This is a genomic window from Metabacillus schmidteae, assembly GCF_903166545.1.
Classification (GTDB): Bacteria; Bacillota; Bacilli; order Bacillales; family Bacillaceae; genus Metabacillus; species Metabacillus schmidteae.
In genome coordinates, this window is record NZ_CAESCH010000002.1 from 605,170 (window position 1) to 623,093 (window position 17,924).

Consider the following 17,924-nt stretch of genomic DNA (forward strand, 5'->3'; position numbering starts at 1 on the left):
TGAGGGCGTTTGCTCTTTCTAGTAAAATAATATGAAAAATAGGAGGACTATTAATTGAAACAATATAAAACACTCCTTATGATCCTATTTACTACTATTCTCTTATTTCTATCAGGATGTGCGAAAGATGAGGTGACTCCGGCACTTGAGCAAAAACCTGCTGAAGAGATAGCAAATGGGGAAAATGCAGTTAAGCAAACGTTAGATACAGAATCGAAATCAACAGAATCTGAAAAAACTGAGGTAACGAATGAAGACACAGAAAAAAATGATGAAACAACAGAAAAAGTAAAACCGATTGAACAAGATGCTGGGCATGCGGAAGACTTAAATTCCCAAAGTACAGAGGAAAAGCAAACTGCAACTACATCAAAAAGTTCACAAGCTAAGGAATCCGAGCGTACAACAACAACTACTAGTAAAACAGAGTCAACAGAAAAAAAACAAGTAGAGGCTGCGACAAAACCTGAACAAAATACAGAGAAAACTACGATACAGAATACTGAAAACAAAAATAAGAATCAATCTGAACCAGTAAAAGATAAAACAACCACTACACCCCCTGTTAAGGTAGAACAAAAAAAGGAAGAACCCAAAAAACAAGAACCAAAACCAACTGTAACCATCTCAGTAGTCGGCGATAGCGAAAAAGGTACGATTCTTTCTGCTACTAAGGTAGAAATGAGTGAAGGAAACACAGTATTAGATGTAACATTAAAAATACTTAAGTCAAAGGGCATTCCAATTAGTATGACAGGTGGCGGTTCTACAGCGTATGTGCAGGGAATTGGTAACTTGTTTGAATTTGATCGAGGACCACTTAGTGGATGGACAGTGAAGCAAAATGGATCAACTTTATCAAGAAGTGCAGGTGTGACGAAGGTTTCGAATGGTGACAAGATTCAATGGATTTACACAACAAATTATAAAGAGGATTGATTACTATGAAAAGAGGTGTTCATTCTTTTCACCCCTTCGTGAGTTTTACTTATTATATTGGCGCAACAGCACTGGTCATGCTATATAAGCATCCGGTGTTTTTGTTTGTTGCGGCCATATTGTTTATTTTATTTAATCTTCAATTAGATAGAGGAAAAACACTGAAAAATTGGTTTGGTATGCTCCTATATCTATCTGTATTTTTTCTTATACTCAATCCATTAGTTAATCGAAGAGGAACGCATATTTTATTTTATCTTCACGATAATCCTGTTTTACTTGAAGCAGTGATCCAAGGAATTATTTTGGCTTTATCTATATTTACTTTATTAGTCCTATTTTCTACTTTTCATCTTGTTGTGACAGCGGAGAAGTTTCTATTTTTATTTTCAAGAGTTTTGCCGCAATGGGCGTTGCTCACCATGCTTTCCATGCGGTTTGTACCTTTGCTAAGAAGGAGATTACGTGAAATTGAGACTGTTCAGAAAGGAAAGGGACTTTCGGTCAAAGAAGGGAAAGTCCGTGAACGGGCAAAAAATGGCATCTTGCTTGTACAGATATTATTAACTTGGTCACTTGAAGAGGCTATTCAGACAGCTGATTCCATGGCAGCTCGCGGTTATGGAGTGAAAAAGAGAAGCAAATATACGCCTTATAAGATGAGACAAAGTGATTGGTTGTTCCTTTCTATTTTAACTATAGTAATGTGTACGGCAATAACTGGTTGGTGGCTTGGTGATGGTGTATTAAGTATCTATCCAGTGCTGGAGTCCCCTATTATACAAGGCAGGGAGTGGTTTTATCTCACTGTTTTTGTTCTATATCTTTCAGCACCACAGCTTATTGAAGGGAAGGAGGCGTTACAATGGCATTATTGGAAGCGAAGAATATAAGTTTTAAATACCCTGATGAGTCACAACCTGTTTTAAAAAACGTTTCTTTTTCAGTTGAACCTGGCGAATTTATCGTTCTTTGTGGATCATCAGGTAGTGGAAAAACAACATTGCTAAGGTTAATAAAACGTGAAATTGCTCCTCATGGAATGAAATCAGGAGAGTTTTATTTAGAAAACCAATCAATTGCTAAAGCAAACTCTGAGCAAATGGCTAAACAAATTGGAATGGTATTTCAAGATCCGGAGAACCAAATTGTCATGGATAAAGTTTTAGAGGAACTTGTTTTTGGAATGGAAAATATGGGGATATCAACGGAAGAAATGAGAAAGAAAGTAGCGGAGATCGTTCATTTCTTTGGATTAGAACATTTATTAGAACGAAAAACATACGAACTTTCCGGTGGACAAAAGCAATTGATCAACTTAGCAGCTGTTTTATTAATGGAGCCTAAAATATTGCTGTTGGATGAGCCCACATCTCAGCTGGATCCGGTGGCTGCAAGAGAATTTATTGGGATGCTTCAAACAATGAACGAGGAATTCGGTATCACGGTGATTATTGCTGAGCACAGGTTGGAGGAACTGTTTGGCATTGCAGATCGTGCACTCGTTTTAGATAAGGGGGAAGTATTGGACTTTGATACACCTCGCAAAGTAATTGAAAAACTGGGTTCAACAATCAATCATCCTTTGTATCACTATTTACCAAGTCCTGCCCGTCTATTTTTAGAATATACTTCTCTAAAGCAGGATGAGATGATACCTCTGTCAGTTAAGGAAGGGAAGCAGTGGTTGAGGAGGCTTCACGTTACAGAAAATAAGCCTAATGATGTAGTGCAGGTGTATCAAAACGAATTGTTATCATTGAAAAAGGTGGATTTTCAATATGCAAAAGACACAGAGAAGGTTTTAGATGCATTATCATTAACTGTTTATGAAGGTGAATGGCTGACAATTGTTGGAGCGAATGGAACAGGAAAATCGACTTTATTAAAAGTTATGGCAGGTCTAGATAAAGTACAGCGAGGGACCATGATCTATAAAGGGAAAAAGGTTAAAAAGCAAGTATCTGAGGAAATTGGCTATTTACCACAAAATCCGAAATTGTTTTTTTTGCACGACACAATAGAGATTGAGTTAGAAGAAATCATAAAAAAACATCAAGTAACATCTGGTGAAATGAAGATGGAACAGCTCCTTAAAATGTTTAATCTTTCTTCTTTAAAAAAGCGTCATCCTTATGATGTAAGTGGCGGAGAGATGCAGAAAGCTGCATTAGCAGGTGTATTATTAAGAAGCCCAACGTTATTATTAGTTGACGAACCTACAAAAGGTCTTGATCCTGAAGCGAAGCAAAGCTTTGGGAAGCTCCTAAAGCAATTACAACAACAGGGGCTAACGATTGTCATGGTCACACATGATATTGAATTTGCTGCAAAGTTCTCAACCAGGTGTGCCATGATGTTTCAAGGCTCTATCACAACCGAAGCACAAGTTCGATCTTTTTTCCAAGGCAATGCGTTTTATACAACCGTAATGAATCGAATGACAAGAGGTAGTCATGTGCCAAATGCTTTAACAGTTGAGGAGGCGTGTTCATCTTGGTCCGTTCAAGAAAAGCTCTATTAATATCAATTGTTTTGGCGATTAGCGTCATGCTTGTTCTTTTATCAACAAAAAATTATATGCTCGTTAGTGTTTTCGTTATGTTTGGTACATTTCTGCCTTTTATGATCAGATTTGAACGGAAAAAGGTGCAGGGAAGAGAACTTGTCATATTGGCGATCTTAGCTGCAGTTGCGGCTGTTAGTCGTGTGCCTTTTGCGTCAATCCCGAGTGTTCAGCCTACTACATTTGTTATTATTATGACAGGCTTTGTTTTTGGAGCTGAAAGTGGCTTCGTTGTAGGAACTCTTGCAGCATTAGTATCTAATTTATTTTTAGGGCAAGGACCTTGGACACCCTGGCAAATGTATACATGGGGGATGATCGGATTATGTGCAGGACTATTAAGGGGAACATGGATAAAAACAACCGTGATCGGAAGAGTCATTTTTGGGTTTATCACAGGTATTCTATTTGGTTGGGTCATGAACCTATGGTCCTTTATAAGTGTTGGAAAAGAAATAACCTATGTGGAAGTACTCGCCTATTATGGAGCCAGCATTTATTTTGACCTGGCCCATGCATTGTCAAATGTCTTTTTCCTGCTTCTCTTTGCAAAAAGTTGGCTAAAAATATTACAACGATTTAAGACAAAATACGGATTATTAGATCAATAAGATAAGGCTGTTCCTAGGAGCAGTCTTTTTACATATAATGGATGGGTTTAATTGACAATATGTAAAAAAAAGAGAGCGGATTTTTCAAATTGTAACATATTTTATAGAAATTTGAATAAAGTGATAAAAAAGAAGGATATTTATCAGTTTTTGTCTAATTTACATTAAGGACATTCACACAATGAAAGTGGTGAAAAAAGTGAATTCGGTATCTGGATCAAAGCATTCTGTTGAAGAGAGGGTAATCAAGTTTTTGGAGGAATCAGAGGAAGATTTTTTAGCATTGTGGCTGGAAAATGTTATTCTTGATGATGATGATATCTTTAAGGATCGAGTCAGGAAAAATGGATTCCAAATGTATCAATTGGCGAAAAAATCACTGCTGCAGACAATAAGTGATGAAGAATTGATAGAACTTGCTCATAAGGTTGCAAAAGAACGGGTTTTAAGCAAAAGCAATATTGGCGAGTTTGTATTCAATATGAATATTGGAAGAAGTACACTCATTAAATATGTAAACAAGTCCGGTGTATCCATCCAGGACCTTCAGCCAATCATTGATAGAATCAATGATCATTTTGACAGATATTGTTTTCTAGCCGTTACACGATATACGGAGTTAAAAGATATTGAAATAAATGAAAAAATGCTTTTTGTTAATCAATCTCACAATGATCGATTATCACTACTTGGTCAAATGTCCTCAAGCTTCGTCCATGAATTTAGAAACCCTTTAACATCTGTAATGGGATTTATGAAGCTGTTAAAAAATGAATACCCAAACCTTAAATATATGGATACAATTGAGCATGAATTAGATCAGCTGAAGTTTAGAATCACTCAGTTCTTACATGCCTCCAGGTTAGAATCAGCAGAGAAAAATCAGGAAGAGATTCACGTAGAAAGTCTCTTTGATGATATTATTTCCTTTTTATACCCAAGCATTGTTGATGGAGATGTAAATGTATCAACTAAGATTGAGCCTAACTGTAAAATCATAGCCGTAAGGGATGAAATAAAACAAGTATTGGTTAATATCATTTTAAATTCCATTGATGCATTAAAACAAAAAAATTCAAGGGAAAGAAATCTATGGATATGCTGTGTAAAAACAGATCATACGATCTCCTTTACGATTACAAACAATGGTCCTAAAATTCCTGAAGAAATAAGGGAAACTATCTTTGAACCTTTTTACACAACAAAAAGCTTTGGTACGGGGATAGGGTTATTTGTTTGTAAATCAATTATTGAAAAACATCGGGGAACAATTTATTGCGAGTCAGATCAGCATCAAACCTCTTTTGTGATTAGATTACCGGAAAACGCATAATGAACCGACCTTAACCTGACGTTGAGGTCGGTTTTTATATTTCTATCAGTAAGTATTATGGATGATAGATGAATATTTAAGAAAAACTAAGCTATCAACATTAAGACTTGAAGTTTTTAATCAGGTGTTTTATACATTGAGAAATTTCTCGAAATTTCAGTTTTTACCTATTTATCTTTATAAGTACTTCGTGGTATACTATACAACGTAACAAATGTTCATATGTGTATGAACGAAATTTCGTATAAAGGGGTTACGATAATGAAAATAGGTGTAGTTCATTTTGGTTGTGCTTCAGCAGGTACAGCACAGATCGTTCGTACCCTAGTAGAAGAACTTTCCAGTCAAGGTCATAAAGTTATTGGGATTGAATGGGACGATACAGAGAAGCAGTTAGTTCGTAAGGAACTTAATGGGAATACATATCGTTCGTTTGGTTCGGGTTCTTATGTATTGAATGCTTTTCCGATTACCATCTGGAACAATCAATTATCCGCGCTTGCAGGTGAATTAACAGAGCTTGATCAGGTTATTTTATTAGGGGATACAAAAGTCAATGTGATCAATTTATCAGGGAAAATATTGCGGGTACCGGTTAGTATCTTTAATAACATAGAGGAGTCAGACCTGACATTAGGTTATGATACTGCACTAAATTCTATTGTAGAAAATATTGAAAGAGTCAGAGATACTGCCAGCTCTCTAGATTATGGAAAGGTACGTGTTTTTAACGTGCAAATTCCTGGTGCAGAGAAATCGAGATTGTTACATGATACTGCAATAGCAGTTGAAGCTGAAGTAGTTGAGCAAGTTGATTCTTCCCAAGTGGCTCGTTTAAAACAACATATTAAACAAAAAGAAATGAACAATGAAGGATACACCTTTTTCATCATGGATCAAGATGTTGATCCTGTTGCATTAGGAGAACATTTTGGAGAATTTGATCTTGATTGGAAGGTCGTTGTTATTGATGAATCACAATGCAGTGGTCCATATCCGACTGCATTAGATCGCCTTATTACAAATCAATTTAAGAAAGCGATTATTGAGTGGTCCATATCTGATCAACCATCAGGTCAATTGATCATAAAAGATAAAAAAGTAGAATTAAAAGAAATATCATATTCGGAGGGAATATAATGAGCGAATTAACGAATTTAGAAAAATTATCAATTGAAACAATCCGTACATTGTCAATTGATGCTATTGAAAAAGCAAACTCTGGTCACCCGGGTATGCCGATGGGTGCAGCACCTATGGCGTATACATTATGGACAAAATTCATGAATGTTAATCCTACTAATCCGGAATGGTTTAACAGAGACCGTTTTGTCCTATCTGCTGGACATGGTTCTATGCTTTTATACAGCCTTCTGCACCTTACAGGTTATGATGTTTCAATGGATGATTTAAAATCTTTTAGACAATGGGGAAGTAAAACTCCAGGACATCCTGAATTCGGTCATACACCAGGTGTAGACGCAACAACTGGTCCACTTGGACAAGGAATTGCGATGGCAGTTGGAATGGCTATGGCTGAACGTCATTTAGCTGAAACATACAACAAACCATCTTTCAATGTTGTGGATCATTTCACATATGCAATCTGTGGTGATGGAGACTTAATGGAAGGTATTTCTTCTGAGGCAGCATCATTAGCAGCTCATTTAAAACTTGGTCGTTTAGTTGTTCTTTATGATTCAAACGATATTTCATTAGACGGAGATCTTGATCGTTCTTTCTCAGAAAATGTTGAACAACGTTTTACAGCACAAGGCTGGCAAGTTATCCGTGTTGAAGACGGAAATGATTTGAACGAAATTTCAAATGCAATTGAACAAGCGAAACAAGATTTAAACCGTCCTACATTAATTGAAGTAAAAACAACAATTGGTTTCGGTTCACCAAATAAATCCGGTAAATCTGCTTCACACGGTTCACCGCTTGGTGCTGATGAAATTAAATTAACAAAAGAAGCGTATGAGTGGACTTTTGAACAAGATTTCCACGTTCCAAATGAAGTATATGACCACTTTAACAAAACAGTGAAAGAAGCTGGAAGTGCAAAAGAAAATGAGTGGAATGAATTAGTAGCAGGATATGAAAAAGAATATCCAGAGCTGGCAAAACAATTCAAAGTTGCGGTCAATGGTGAGCTTCCAGAAGGTTGGGATAAGGATATTCCAGTTTACGAAGAGGGATCAAGCCTTGCATCACGTGCTTCTTCAGGAGAAGTATTAAATGGAATTGCGAAAAACCTTCCATCATTCTTTGGTGGTTCAGCAGATTTAGCTGGTTCTAATAAAACAACAATTAGCGGTAGCGGTGATTTCACAAGTGAAGATTACAGTGGCCGTAACATTTGGTTCGGTGTACGTGAATTCGCAATGGGTGCAGCATTAAACGGTATGGCGCTTCACGGTGGCTTAAATGTATTCGGTGGAACATTCTTTGTATTCTCTGATTACTTACGCCCTGCAATCCGTCTAGCGGCACTTATGAATTTACCAGTAACATATGTATTCACACATGACAGTATTGCTGTTGGTGAAGACGGTCCAACACATGAGCCTGTAGAACAACTTGCATCATTACGTGCAATGCCGAATCTTTCAGTGGTTCGCCCTGCAGACGGTAACGAAACAGCAGCAGCTTGGAAAACAGCTATCGAATCTAAATCAACTCCAACTGCACTTGTTTTAACTCGTCAAAACTTACCTACAATTAAAGGAACAAAAGATACGGCTTATGAAGGTGTTCAAAAAGGTGCTTATGTCGTTTCACCTGCTGGAAAAGAAACAGCAGATGTTCTTTTACTAGCATCAGGTTCTGAAGTAGGATTAGCAGTAGAAGCACAACAAGCTCTTGCTCAAGAAGGCATTGAGGCAGCTGTTGTAAGTATGCCTGCATGGGATCGCTTCGAAAAGCAATCTGTTGAATACAAGCGTTCTGTTCTTCCAAAAGAAGTGAAAAAGCGTCTTGCAATTGAAATGGGATCTCCACTAGGTTGGGATCGTTATTCAGGAGATGAAGGTGATATCTTAGCTATCAATACATTTGGTGCATCTGCTCCGGCAAATCGTATTCTAGCTGAATATGGCTTCACTGTTGAAAATGTAGTAGCTCGTGTAAAAAAATTACTTGCTGAATAATAACTAACAACAGAGGCTGACGACTTACGATGTCAGCCTCTCGTTTGTCATATAAAAAAGATAATTAGGTGCTGTAAATGGAAAAAGAAAAACTCAATAAAATTGTTGAAGCGGCCAGACTTTATTATCAATTAGATTATAGTCAGCAGGAAATTGCGAAAAAATTAGATGTTTCAAGACCAACTGTTTCCAGATTGCTTAAACAAGCAAAGGATTTAGGAATTGTGGAGATTAAAATTAATAATCCAACGGAAGCAGACAAATTATTAACAGAGCGCCTTAAAGAAAAATTTGGATTAAAGGAAGTTGTCGTTGCTTCTTTATCTGAGTACGATAATCGTTATATTAAACAACAGCTTGGTGAAGTAGCTGCAAACTACCTTCATAAAAATGTTAAAGATCATGATGTTATTGCTACATCATGGGGTACAACGATTTATGAGGTAGCAATGAGGCTGAAACAAAGACCATTAAGTCATACTACCATCGTTCAATTAAATGGTGGTGTAAGTCATTCAGAAACAAAAACCTATGCATCTGAAATTATTCATTTGTTCGGAGAGGCATTTCATACCCAAACGTTTTTGTTACCGTTACCAGCCATTGTAGATCATATCGTTGTGAAACAAGCGATTGAGGCTGATCGACATATTCATAAAATCCTTGAGCTAGGGAAAGAAGCAAATATCGCGATCTTTAGTCTTGGAACTCCTGTGGTAGATTCAGTTCTTTTACAAGCAGAATATTTATCAAAGGAAGATCAACATCTAATCCAGTCCAAAGCAGCAGGAGAGATTTGTTCACGCTTTTTCGATAAAAATGGAGAAATTTGTGTAGAGAGTTTAAATAATCGCACAATTGGTATTGAGTTACATGAACTGGCTAAAAAGGAAAAATCAATCTTGGTTGCCGGCGGTCCCAAAAAGGTTGAGGCAATATATGGTGCACTTAAAGGTAAGTATGCAAATGTATTAATTACAGATCAACATACGGCAAATATTTTAGCAGATATGGGATCATAGTTGTCTACTCTAGAAAATTACGTTATCGTCAAATAGAAGGAGGGAAAGTTATGAGATTATCTGATAAAAAGATCCTTAGTTTTGTTCATGAAGATTTTGAAGATTTGGAGCTGTGGTATCCAATTCATCGTTTGCGTGAGGAAGGAGCCACTGTTCATCTTGCTGGTGAAGAAGCAAATTTCACGTATAAAGGGAAATATGGTGTTCCCGCAACATCAGATCTTGATTTTAAACAAGTCAATCCTGATGACTATGACGCACTGTTAGTTCCTGGTGGTTGGGCTCCAGATAAGCTTCGCCGTTTTAAGGAAGTAATTGACATTACCCAGCATATGGAGGAACAGAAAAAGCCTATCGGTCAGATCTGTCATGCTGGCTGGGTGTTGATATCTGCAAAGATTTTACAAGGAAAAAATGTAACAAGTACACCTGGAATCCGCGATGATATGGAAAATGCAGGGGCAACTTGGTTGGATGAAGCGGTCGTAGTTGATGGCCATCTCGTCTCAAGCAGACGCCCACCGGATTTACCTGATTATATGAGAGAGTTTATTAAAGTATTAGAAAATAAATAACATTTAGTAAGACCCATTTCTATGTATTGAGAAATGGGTCTTATCCAATTATACTAGGTGAAAAAAGGAAGAGGAGACGATCTCAAAATGGAATATACATATAAAGTCCATGATCAAATCAGTGCATTAGAATTATCTCATGTGTTTAAAGCCTCAGGAATTAAAAGACCTGTAGATGATTTGCCACGATTACAGCGAATGATTGAAAAAGCAGATATTATCATTACTGCCAGATGTGATGGGAAAGTGATAGGAGTCGCTCGTGCAATTACTGACTTTAATTATTGCTGTTATTTATCCGACTTAGCCATTGATAAAGAACACCAAAAACAAGGAATTGGAAAAGAGCTTGTTCGGTTGCTGCAAGAAGAAATAGATGAAGAAGTATCCCTTTTATTACTTGCTTCTCAGCAGGCAATGGAGTATTACCCGAAAATAGGCTTTACACCTATTAATAACGGATTTAGTATTCCTAGAAAGCGCTGAATATTGGTACAAGGGCAGACGTTAAGTCTGTTTTTTTTTATAGATCGATGTAACAATCCTAGAAAAGTGCAACCTTTCAAAATAATGACGCGACAAGACCCCATTTTGATGCAACCCCTTCCGCATTTGACGCAACCCAAAGGAAAAACGACGCAACCCGGCCTGAAAAAGCTGCAACCACACTAAAAAAATGCAAAGAGCACGAGAAAAGGTGCAACCCTCCTTAATAATGACGCAACAAAGACCCATTTTGACGCATAATCCCTTCCACATTCGGCGAACTCCCCTAATCATTGCTACTACTCTTTATCACCTCCCAATACAAGATACGTCTCAAGCCTTAGAAGATTTTACACCTTAAGTCAATTATCGTTTCCACATTTTGTTATTAAAATAAGGTCTGTAGTAACGAACTGATTATAAATCTTGAGACCTAATCGGGAAAGGAGTTATCCAGCTCTATTAACAACAAAAAATTCAATGGATTTTGAAAGGAGAAAATAGCAAATGTCATGGTTTACAAAATGGTCATTTAAAAACAAAGCAGCCGTTTTCTTAATGTCTGCACTTATTCTTGTGATGGGAGTTTTTAGTTATTTCCGACTTCCAATGGAGTTTTTGCCTTCGGCAGATCAGCCGTTTATTTCGGTGGTGACGATGGGGAACGGAGTCGATGCGAGCACGATGGAAGAGCAAGTGACAACCCCTATTGAAGAGGCGGTTGAGAGTATAAATGGAAAGATAAATGTGTTTTCGACAACTGGTGATGGATATTCTTCCGTTGATATTCACCTTGAATCCAGTGTTGATAAAAAAGAAGCAAAACGGGAAATTGAAGAGGCACTCTCAAATGTAACACTTCCGGAAAATGTTATGAAGCCAAATATTGTTCAGTTAAATACCTCAATGATTCCAGTTTCCTATATCGCCTTAACTTTTGATAAAGGAATTACCCCTGAGACAGTTAAGTATGCACAGGATGAAATTGTTCCACAATTCAAGGATATTAAAGGTGTAGCAGAAATTCAAACAAACGGTATTATTCCTTCATTTGTTTCTGTCGAATTAGATGAAAAAAAGATGGCTGAAAAAAATGTTTCAATTGAACATATTATGACGATGCTTCAAGGTCAAAATACCGCTGCGGCTGTTTCGGAAAACACAGTTGATGGTAAAGCCGCGAACATAAAAGTGATTGGAAATATAAATACGATTAAAGATCTCGAATATACAGAAGTGGTACCAAGTGTTTCACTAAATCAAGTAGCTTCCATATCAATGGAAAAGCAAGAAGGCAATTTAACAAAAGTAAATGGTGCTGATGCTCTTACCTTCGTCGTTACAAAAGACAGTCAATCAAATGCAGTTACAATTAGTAAAGAAGCAGAAAAGGTGTCCGAAGAGCTAAACGAAAAATACGATAATTTGGAAACAACTGTCATTTTAGCATCTGCTGATATGGTTGAATCTTCTGTTCACAGTATGATTAAGGAAGTACTACTTGGTGCTTTATTTGCAACAATTGTGATTATGCTATTTTTACGTAACTTACGCTCAACATTGATTACAATCGTATCCATCCCATTGTCACTAGGCTTGACGTTGTTCTTACTAGCTCAATCTGGTGTCACATTAAATATTTTAACACTTGGTGGAGTAGCTGTGGCGGTTGGCCGACTTGTTGATGATAGTATTGTTGTTATTGAAAATATCTTTAGAAAAGCACAAACAGAGAAATTTTCAGTTAACATGGTCACAGAGGCGACAAAGGAGGTTGGCTCTGCAATAACATCCTCAACATTAACGACAGTAGCTGTCTTCTTACCGATGGGATTACTTAATGGGGGACTACAGGATTTCCTTTTACCGTTTGCCTTAACGATTACGTATTCACTGTTAGCATCTCTAATTGTGGCGTTAACAATTGTTCCTGTAATGAGTGCAGGATTACTTAAAAATGCCAATATTAAGGAACATAAACCATCCGTCCGTTTTTCAGCCTTTTTAACATGGTCCTTGAATCATAAATGGGTTGTCTTTTTAACAGCATTCGTTCTATTTGCAGGTTCTATAGGAGCATATTTTGCACTTCCTAAAGGATCGGTGAATAAAACTCAAGCTGACTATGTTTTTGTATCATTAGCGTATCCGAATGATACACCAATTGAGAAAGTAAAAGAAGAGTCTGTTAAGCTTGAAAACTATATCCTCGAACAAAAAGAATTAGACAATATATATCTTCAGTTAGGAAACTCAGCTGATGCAGCAAAATATGGGGCAGTTGGAAATCCGACAGAAACTCAGATTATGGCCATATTAAAAGAAGATGCAGATATGGGTGGATTTATTGAAAAAGTTCTTGAGCAAAAGGATGAATATAAGGATGCTACCTTAGAAGCAACTGAAGCTTCCATGATGGGTGGAGGAAGTACCTCTATTACAATTGATATAATGGGTGATCGTCTAAATGACCTTGTTGCAGTTTCTGAGAATATCCAACAAAAGGTCAAGGAAATTGATGGAGTTGAAGAGGTCACTACAAACCAGGAAGAAACAAAAACAGTCTATTCATTTGTCGTTGATCCAAGTATGGCAAAGGCTGATCAAATTGCCCAACAAGCTGCTGTTATGCTGAATCAAACACCTATTGGTTCAATAGAGGTAAATGATCAGCAAACAATGGTGATGCTGGAGCCAGTTTACACACCGGAAACGAAAAAGGACCTTTCAGAAGTACCAATTATGACTCAGTCAGGAATGACACCTATTTCAGAGGTAGCTGAATTAACAGAGACTGAAGAACCAACGAGTTCATTTCATAAAGATGGAAAACAATATGTAAGAGTGACGGTGAATGTTGATCCTGAAAAACTATCAATCATTTCAACAGAAATAAATAGTGAAATTTTTGGAAGTGAAGATGTAGAGGGAATTGATCTGCCGGACGATGTTGACGTATTTGTTGGTGGTGCAAGTGCAGATCAAGCGAGTGATTTTAATGATTTGTTTATGACGATGTTAGCGTCGATAGGAATTGTTTTTCTTATCATGGTCATTACGTTTAAAACGATACGTGCACCGATTGCCATTCTCTTTTCATTACCCCTTGCGGCAATTGGAGCGATCCTTGGAATTATTATCAGTGGAATTACCGTTGATATTACCGCGTTATTAGGAGCATTAATGCTAATTGGAATCGTAGTGACGAATGCCATTGTGTTATTAGATCGAGTTAAGCAAAATGAACAAACGATGATTATCCGTGATGCTATTGTCGAAGCGGCAACCATTCGAATGAGACCAATTATCATGACAGCTGTTGCCACAATTTCTGCCATGCTGCCTCTTTTATTTAAGGAAGCTGAAGCAGGTAACTTAGTTTCTGCAAGTTTAGCAGTTGTAGTTATTGGCGGGTTAAGTGCTGCGACATTATTAACACTTGTTGTGATTCCTGTTGTGTATGAATTATTATACTTTAGGAAGTCAAAAAAACAACGTAAATTAGCAGAAGAACAACAGAAGACAATGGCAGTTTGATAGAGAAACAAATTAAACGCCGAGTACGGTATACTCGGCGTTTTTTAATATGCTGATGTTTATCTCAATAACGATTCTGCACCATCAATATAAATTTCTGTTCCGGTTATATGTGAAGATAAATCAGATGCTAAAAATGTAACCAAATCAGCTACCTGTTCGGATTTCCCTGGTTTATGGTCGAGAGGCTGGTCTCCCTCAGGGAAAACGATAGGGATTTCAATCTTTTTTAGGTCAGAGGATTGATGAATTGACTCTTGAATATTTGTTTCAATCGCACCGGGACAAACCGCATTAACACGGATTTTATATTTGGCAAGTTCTAATGCAGACATTTTCATAAACGCAATCTGCCCGGCTTTTGATGTACTATAAGCGGTAAAACCAGTTTGTGAGAAAATGCGGTTACCACTAACAGAGCTTGTAATAATAATGCTGCCTCCATCATCTTTCATAAACGGAATCGCATGTTTAACTGTTAGGAAAGTTCCTGTTAAATTAGTATTAATGGTACGATTCCAATCTTCTTCATTCATCGTTTCAATCGGTGCCATTTCTCCAGCTATACCGGCATTAGCGAATAAAATATCCACACGTTCCCACTCATCCACTGCAGCTTTTATTCCATCCTCTATTTCCTGTGATGAATTGATGTCACATGTTTTAGCAATCGCCTTGCCACCAGCTTCTTCAATTTGTTTTTTAACGTGATTCGCATCCTCAAAATGAATATCTAACAAACATACTTTTGCACCTTCATTTGCTAAACGAAAAGCAGTGGCACGTCCTATCCCGGAACCACCGCCGGTGATAACAGCTACTTTCCCCTTAAGGTTATGATTAGTTAACATGATTAATAGCCCTTTCTTATTTAGATATTTCTTATATATTTAACAGAAATCAGTTATCGTAAACCATATAACCATTGGTATGATGATAAGAGGAGGAAAAGATGAAACTTTCATTCTATCTATTCGTACTATGTAAGGGAGTATAATGATGGAAAAATTATGAATAGGCAAAATAGAGGTGATAAATATGATTAATAAATATTGGCTTATCTCGTTTTTCTCAATCCTACTTATTTGTGGAGGATGTGCAAATACTGATGATAAACAAGTATCAACAGCAAATGAGAAGAAAAATGAACAGGCTGCGGTAAACCAGGAAGAAAAGAGTCAAGGGGAGCTATCTAAAATAAATGAGCTTTCCACATCTGTAACAGTGGAGTCCTTAATGGAATTTAAGGCAGGAGAATTAACAAAAGATATTACATATGAAGAAGATACAGAGCAAGTTTTGTGGGGACTTGAAGAACTCGAACCTCAGTATATAAATAACATGAAAGAAGTATTAGAACCATTAACGGAGGAGGCGGATGATCCGGAAACTCTTATGAAAGCACTGGTGTATTATGCAGGGAGTCCGAGCTATGATGAAATTGTCCGGGATTTAGATTCATTTACTCCGGGATTTAATGAGCCGTTGCTTCCTCGTCCCGAACAGGTTACGAAAAGTGAAAGTACTGGTAAGGAAAACTATTCTTATATTTTACTTGATGCAAGTTCAAGTATGTTACTAGACTCAGAGGGAAAGCTGCGCATGGATATTGCAAAAAATGCTGTTGAAAGCTTTGCGGAGGCCATAAGTGATTCAAGTCAGGTTTCACTTGTTGCATTTGGTCATAGAGGTGACGATTCTGATAATGGAAAGGGAGAATCATGCTCGAAAATTGAAGAAGTCTATCAAATGGGAGCTTATGATGCTAAAGCTATGAATGAAGCTCTTACTGCCATTGAGGCAAAAGGATGGACCCCTTTAGCAACTGCAATAGAAAAGACTAGTGAATTTAGTAAGAATCTTGATGGTCAAATCACAATTTATATTGTTAGCGATGGTGTTGAAACATGTGATGGAAATCCAACTAAAGCGGCAGAGCAATTTGTTAAGCAAAAAGGAGAGGACAATATTTCTGTTAATATTATAGGATTTCAAGTTGACAATGAAGCAGAAAACCAGCTAAAAGCTGTTGCAAATGCAGGTAATGGAGAATATTTTGCTGCTAATGGTGAAGAGGAGCTATTGTCCACAATTGAGTACGAATGGCTTCCTTCCATGCTAGAGCTCACTTGGGCTCCAGTTAATTATGTTCCAGATGGTTGGGAGATTTTCCGCGAAACTGAAAGAGTCACAGACTTAACACAGGGGTGGACTGCTTCAACTACGAGAGAAAATCAAAGATTCCAGGAAGGATTAAAGATCTGGAAAGAACAAGGAAGTTTAACAGATGAAACGTTAGCGGAAGTCGAAGAATTACTCACCAAACGTGAAGAGGAATTAAAAAAACTTAAAGATGAATTACAGGAAAGAAACAAGGAAAAAATTGATACAAAAGTAAACGAGATAAAAGGAAATGTTGATAAATGGGTTGAGGAAATGAAGAGTTTAAAGGAACAGGCTCAATAGTTCAAAGAAAAAGATGAACACTGTACTAAACAGTGTTCATCTTTTTCTTTATATATTTTGAAATTGAAAATGTGCTATGTCATGTATAGGTTCTACTATAGAAGGTAGACAATTAAGATTGAATATGGCATAAATTTTTTAAGGTTTTGCCGCTTTTTATAAGTTAATTCCTATAAATCTCTTCCTCTGATAAATAACCATCCTTTACAATTGTAGAATTAATCGTTTCCTTCATGACAGTGGTAGGTTCGAGAAGGATTGTAGGTACATCGATTTTATGATTATTAATGGTTGTATCCGTGGAGATGGCTTCATCTTTTGCGACCTTAAAAGCCATTTCTGCTGCTTGGGTGGCAATAACAGGAATAGGCTTATATACAGTCATAGTTTGTGTGCCTGTTACCAGTCGTTTAACGCCGTCAAGCTCGGCATCTTGTCCAGACACAGGGACCTTACCTGCTAATCCAACGTCAGAAAGTGCGCTAATTGCTCCACCCGCAGTTCCATCATTAGCTGCAACGACTGCATTGACTTTGTTATTAGCTTTTTTAAGAATAGCTTTCATATTGTTCTTTGCATTCTCTGGATTCCATTCCTCTGTGTATTGTTCTGCAATTAAGGTAATGTCTCCTTTATCAATCAATGGTTGAAGAACACTCATAGCTCCTTCTCTAAACAAAAGTGCATTATTGTCAGTTTCTGCTCCACCAATATAGACAAAGTTTCCTCTAGGTGTATGTTTTACGATTTCAGTTGCTTGCAGGACACCGACCTTTTTATTATCAAATGAAATATAGTAATCTAACTCACTTTTTGTGATAAGACGATCATAAGAAATAACTTTGACCTTATTATTATGAGCCATTTCTACGATCTTTGCTCCTTCTTCGGCATTGTGCGGAACTACAACAAGAACGTCCACACCCTCTTCGATCAACAATTGTGCTTGTTTAAGCTGAACAGCATCAGAGCCATTAGCAGCTAAAGTCTTGACTTGGCCGCCTAAAGATTTTACATGATCTTCAAACAATTGCTTATCTTTGTACCACCTTTCTTCTTCAAGTGTATCTAATAAAAATCCAATGTATGGAACAGATTCATCTTTAATTAATTTTTCTGATGCTTGTTTACTCATCGTTTCTTTCGTAGAACAAGCGCCGCCTACAAGAGCTACTATTGTAAGCATTAAACCTATGATTACTTTTTTGAAAAATAAAGTCACTAGTCTTTCCTCCAT

Annotated in this window: 14 protein-coding genes; 12 read left to right on the top strand and 2 right to left on the bottom strand. The window is 37.1% G+C overall.

What is annotated here, in order from left to right; all coding sequences use genetic code 11:
• Nucleotides 1-54 precede the first annotated feature (54 nt).
• The 11 genes from HWV59_RS23725 to HWV59_RS23775 all read left to right on the top strand — a co-directional run bounded on the left by HWV59_RS23725 (nt 55) and on the right by HWV59_RS23775 (nt 14,221).
• Nucleotides 55-939: a DUF4430 domain-containing protein gene (locus HWV59_RS23725; protein ID WP_175640515.1), complete on the top strand. Its 885-nt coding sequence runs from the start codon at nt 55-57 to the stop codon at nt 937-939.
• Between the two features lie 5 nt (nt 940-944).
• The gene (locus HWV59_RS23730; RefSeq protein ID WP_175640516.1) at nt 945-1,832 is read left to right on the top strand and encodes an energy-coupling factor transporter transmembrane component T; all 888 of its coding nucleotides are present in this window, start codon (nt 945-947) and stop codon (nt 1,830-1,832) included.
• Nucleotides 1,805-3,463: an ABC transporter ATP-binding protein gene (locus HWV59_RS23735; protein WP_175640517.1), complete on the top strand. Its 1,659-nt coding sequence runs from the start codon at nt 1,805-1,807 to the stop codon at nt 3,461-3,463. The genes HWV59_RS23730 and HWV59_RS23735 overlap by 28 nt, the downstream gene beginning before the upstream one ends.
• Nucleotides 3,464-3,489: 26 nt before the next feature.
• Entirely contained in the window at nt 3,490-4,116 is a 627-nt protein-coding gene (locus HWV59_RS23740) for an ECF transporter S component (protein ID WP_102228828.1), read from the top strand.
• A gap of 181 nt (nt 4,117-4,297) precedes the next feature.
• Complete coding sequence (locus HWV59_RS23745) at nt 4,298-5,449, top strand: histidine kinase N-terminal domain-containing protein (protein WP_102228535.1); 1,152 nt, start codon at nt 4,298-4,300, stop codon at nt 5,447-5,449.
• A 261-nt stretch (nt 5,450-5,710) separates the two neighbouring features.
• Nucleotides 5,711-6,589, top strand: a complete 879-nt coding sequence (locus HWV59_RS23750) for a 6-phosphofructokinase (RefSeq protein ID WP_175640518.1) — start codon at nt 5,711-5,713, stop codon at nt 6,587-6,589.
• Nucleotides 6,589-8,601, top strand: a complete 2,013-nt coding sequence (tkt, locus tag HWV59_RS23755) for a transketolase (RefSeq protein WP_175640519.1) — start codon at nt 6,589-6,591, stop codon at nt 8,599-8,601. Before HWV59_RS23750 ends, tkt begins: the two co-directional genes overlap by 1 nt.
• 77 nt (nt 8,602-8,678) lie before the next feature.
• Entirely contained in the window at nt 8,679-9,623 is a 945-nt protein-coding gene (locus HWV59_RS23760) for a sugar-binding transcriptional regulator (protein ID WP_102228538.1), read from the top strand.
• Between the two features lie 50 nt (nt 9,624-9,673).
• A complete protein-coding gene (locus HWV59_RS23765) occupies nt 9,674-10,198 on the top strand; it encodes a type 1 glutamine amidotransferase domain-containing protein (RefSeq protein ID WP_102228539.1) in 525 nt (174 codons plus the stop codon).
• Nucleotides 10,199-10,285: 87 nt separating this feature from the next.
• A complete protein-coding gene (locus tag HWV59_RS23770; RefSeq protein ID WP_175640520.1) occupies nt 10,286-10,684 on the top strand; it encodes a GNAT family N-acetyltransferase in 399 nt (132 codons plus the stop codon).
• Between the two features lie 507 nt (nt 10,685-11,191).
• A complete protein-coding gene (locus HWV59_RS23775; protein WP_175640521.1) occupies nt 11,192-14,221 on the top strand; it encodes an efflux RND transporter permease subunit in 3,030 nt (1,009 codons plus the stop codon).
• 59 nt (nt 14,222-14,280) lie between these two features.
• Here HWV59_RS23775 and HWV59_RS23780 read toward each other — a convergent pair whose 3' ends face one another.
• Nucleotides 14,281-15,072, bottom strand: a complete 792-nt coding sequence (locus tag HWV59_RS23780; protein WP_175640522.1) for an SDR family oxidoreductase — start codon at nt 15,070-15,072, stop codon at nt 14,281-14,283.
• A gap of 187 nt (nt 15,073-15,259) precedes the next feature.
• Here HWV59_RS23780 and HWV59_RS23785 point away from each other — a divergent pair, with 187 nt between their 5' ends.
• The gene (locus tag HWV59_RS23785; RefSeq protein WP_175640523.1) at nt 15,260-16,687 is read left to right on the top strand and encodes a vWA domain-containing protein; all 1,428 of its coding nucleotides are present in this window, start codon (nt 15,260-15,262) and stop codon (nt 16,685-16,687) included.
• 163 nt (nt 16,688-16,850) lie between these two features.
• Here HWV59_RS23785 and HWV59_RS23790 read toward each other — a convergent pair whose 3' ends face one another.
• The gene (locus tag HWV59_RS23790) at nt 16,851-17,924 is read right to left on the bottom strand and encodes a sugar ABC transporter substrate-binding protein (protein WP_407941654.1); all 1,074 of its coding nucleotides are present in this window, start codon (nt 17,922-17,924) and stop codon (nt 16,851-16,853) included.

Coding starts and splice junctions, on each gene's coding strand:
- HWV59_RS23730 (WP_175640516.1), top strand. CDS start 945: ATGAAAAGAGGTGTTCATTCTTTTCACCCCTTCGTGAGTTTTACTTAT.
- HWV59_RS23735 (WP_175640517.1), top strand. CDS start 1,805: ATGGCATTATTGGAAGCGAAGAATATAAGTTTTAAATACCCTGATGAG.
- HWV59_RS23740 (WP_102228828.1), top strand. CDS start 3,490: ATGCTTGTTCTTTTATCAACAAAAAATTATATGCTCGTTAGTGTTTTC.
- HWV59_RS23745 (WP_102228535.1), top strand. CDS start 4,298: ATGAAAGTGGTGAAAAAAGTGAATTCGGTATCTGGATCAAAGCATTCT.
- HWV59_RS23750 (WP_175640518.1), top strand. CDS start 5,711: ATGAAAATAGGTGTAGTTCATTTTGGTTGTGCTTCAGCAGGTACAGCA.
- tkt (WP_175640519.1), top strand. CDS start 6,589: ATGAGCGAATTAACGAATTTAGAAAAATTATCAATTGAAACAATCCGT.
- HWV59_RS23760 (WP_102228538.1), top strand. CDS start 8,679: ATGGAAAAAGAAAAACTCAATAAAATTGTTGAAGCGGCCAGACTTTAT.
- HWV59_RS23765 (WP_102228539.1), top strand. CDS start 9,674: ATGAGATTATCTGATAAAAAGATCCTTAGTTTTGTTCATGAAGATTTT.
- HWV59_RS23770 (WP_175640520.1), top strand. CDS start 10,286: ATGGAATATACATATAAAGTCCATGATCAAATCAGTGCATTAGAATTA.
- HWV59_RS23775 (WP_175640521.1), top strand. CDS start 11,192: ATGTCATGGTTTACAAAATGGTCATTTAAAAACAAAGCAGCCGTTTTC.
- HWV59_RS23780 (WP_175640522.1), bottom strand. CDS start 15,072: ATGTTAACTAATCATAACCTTAAGGGGAAAGTAGCTGTTATCACCGGC.
- HWV59_RS23785 (WP_175640523.1), top strand. CDS start 15,260: ATGATTAATAAATATTGGCTTATCTCGTTTTTCTCAATCCTACTTATT.
- HWV59_RS23790 (WP_407941654.1), bottom strand. CDS start 17,924: ATGGAGGAAAGACTAGTGACTTTATTTTTCAAAAAAGTAATCATAGGT.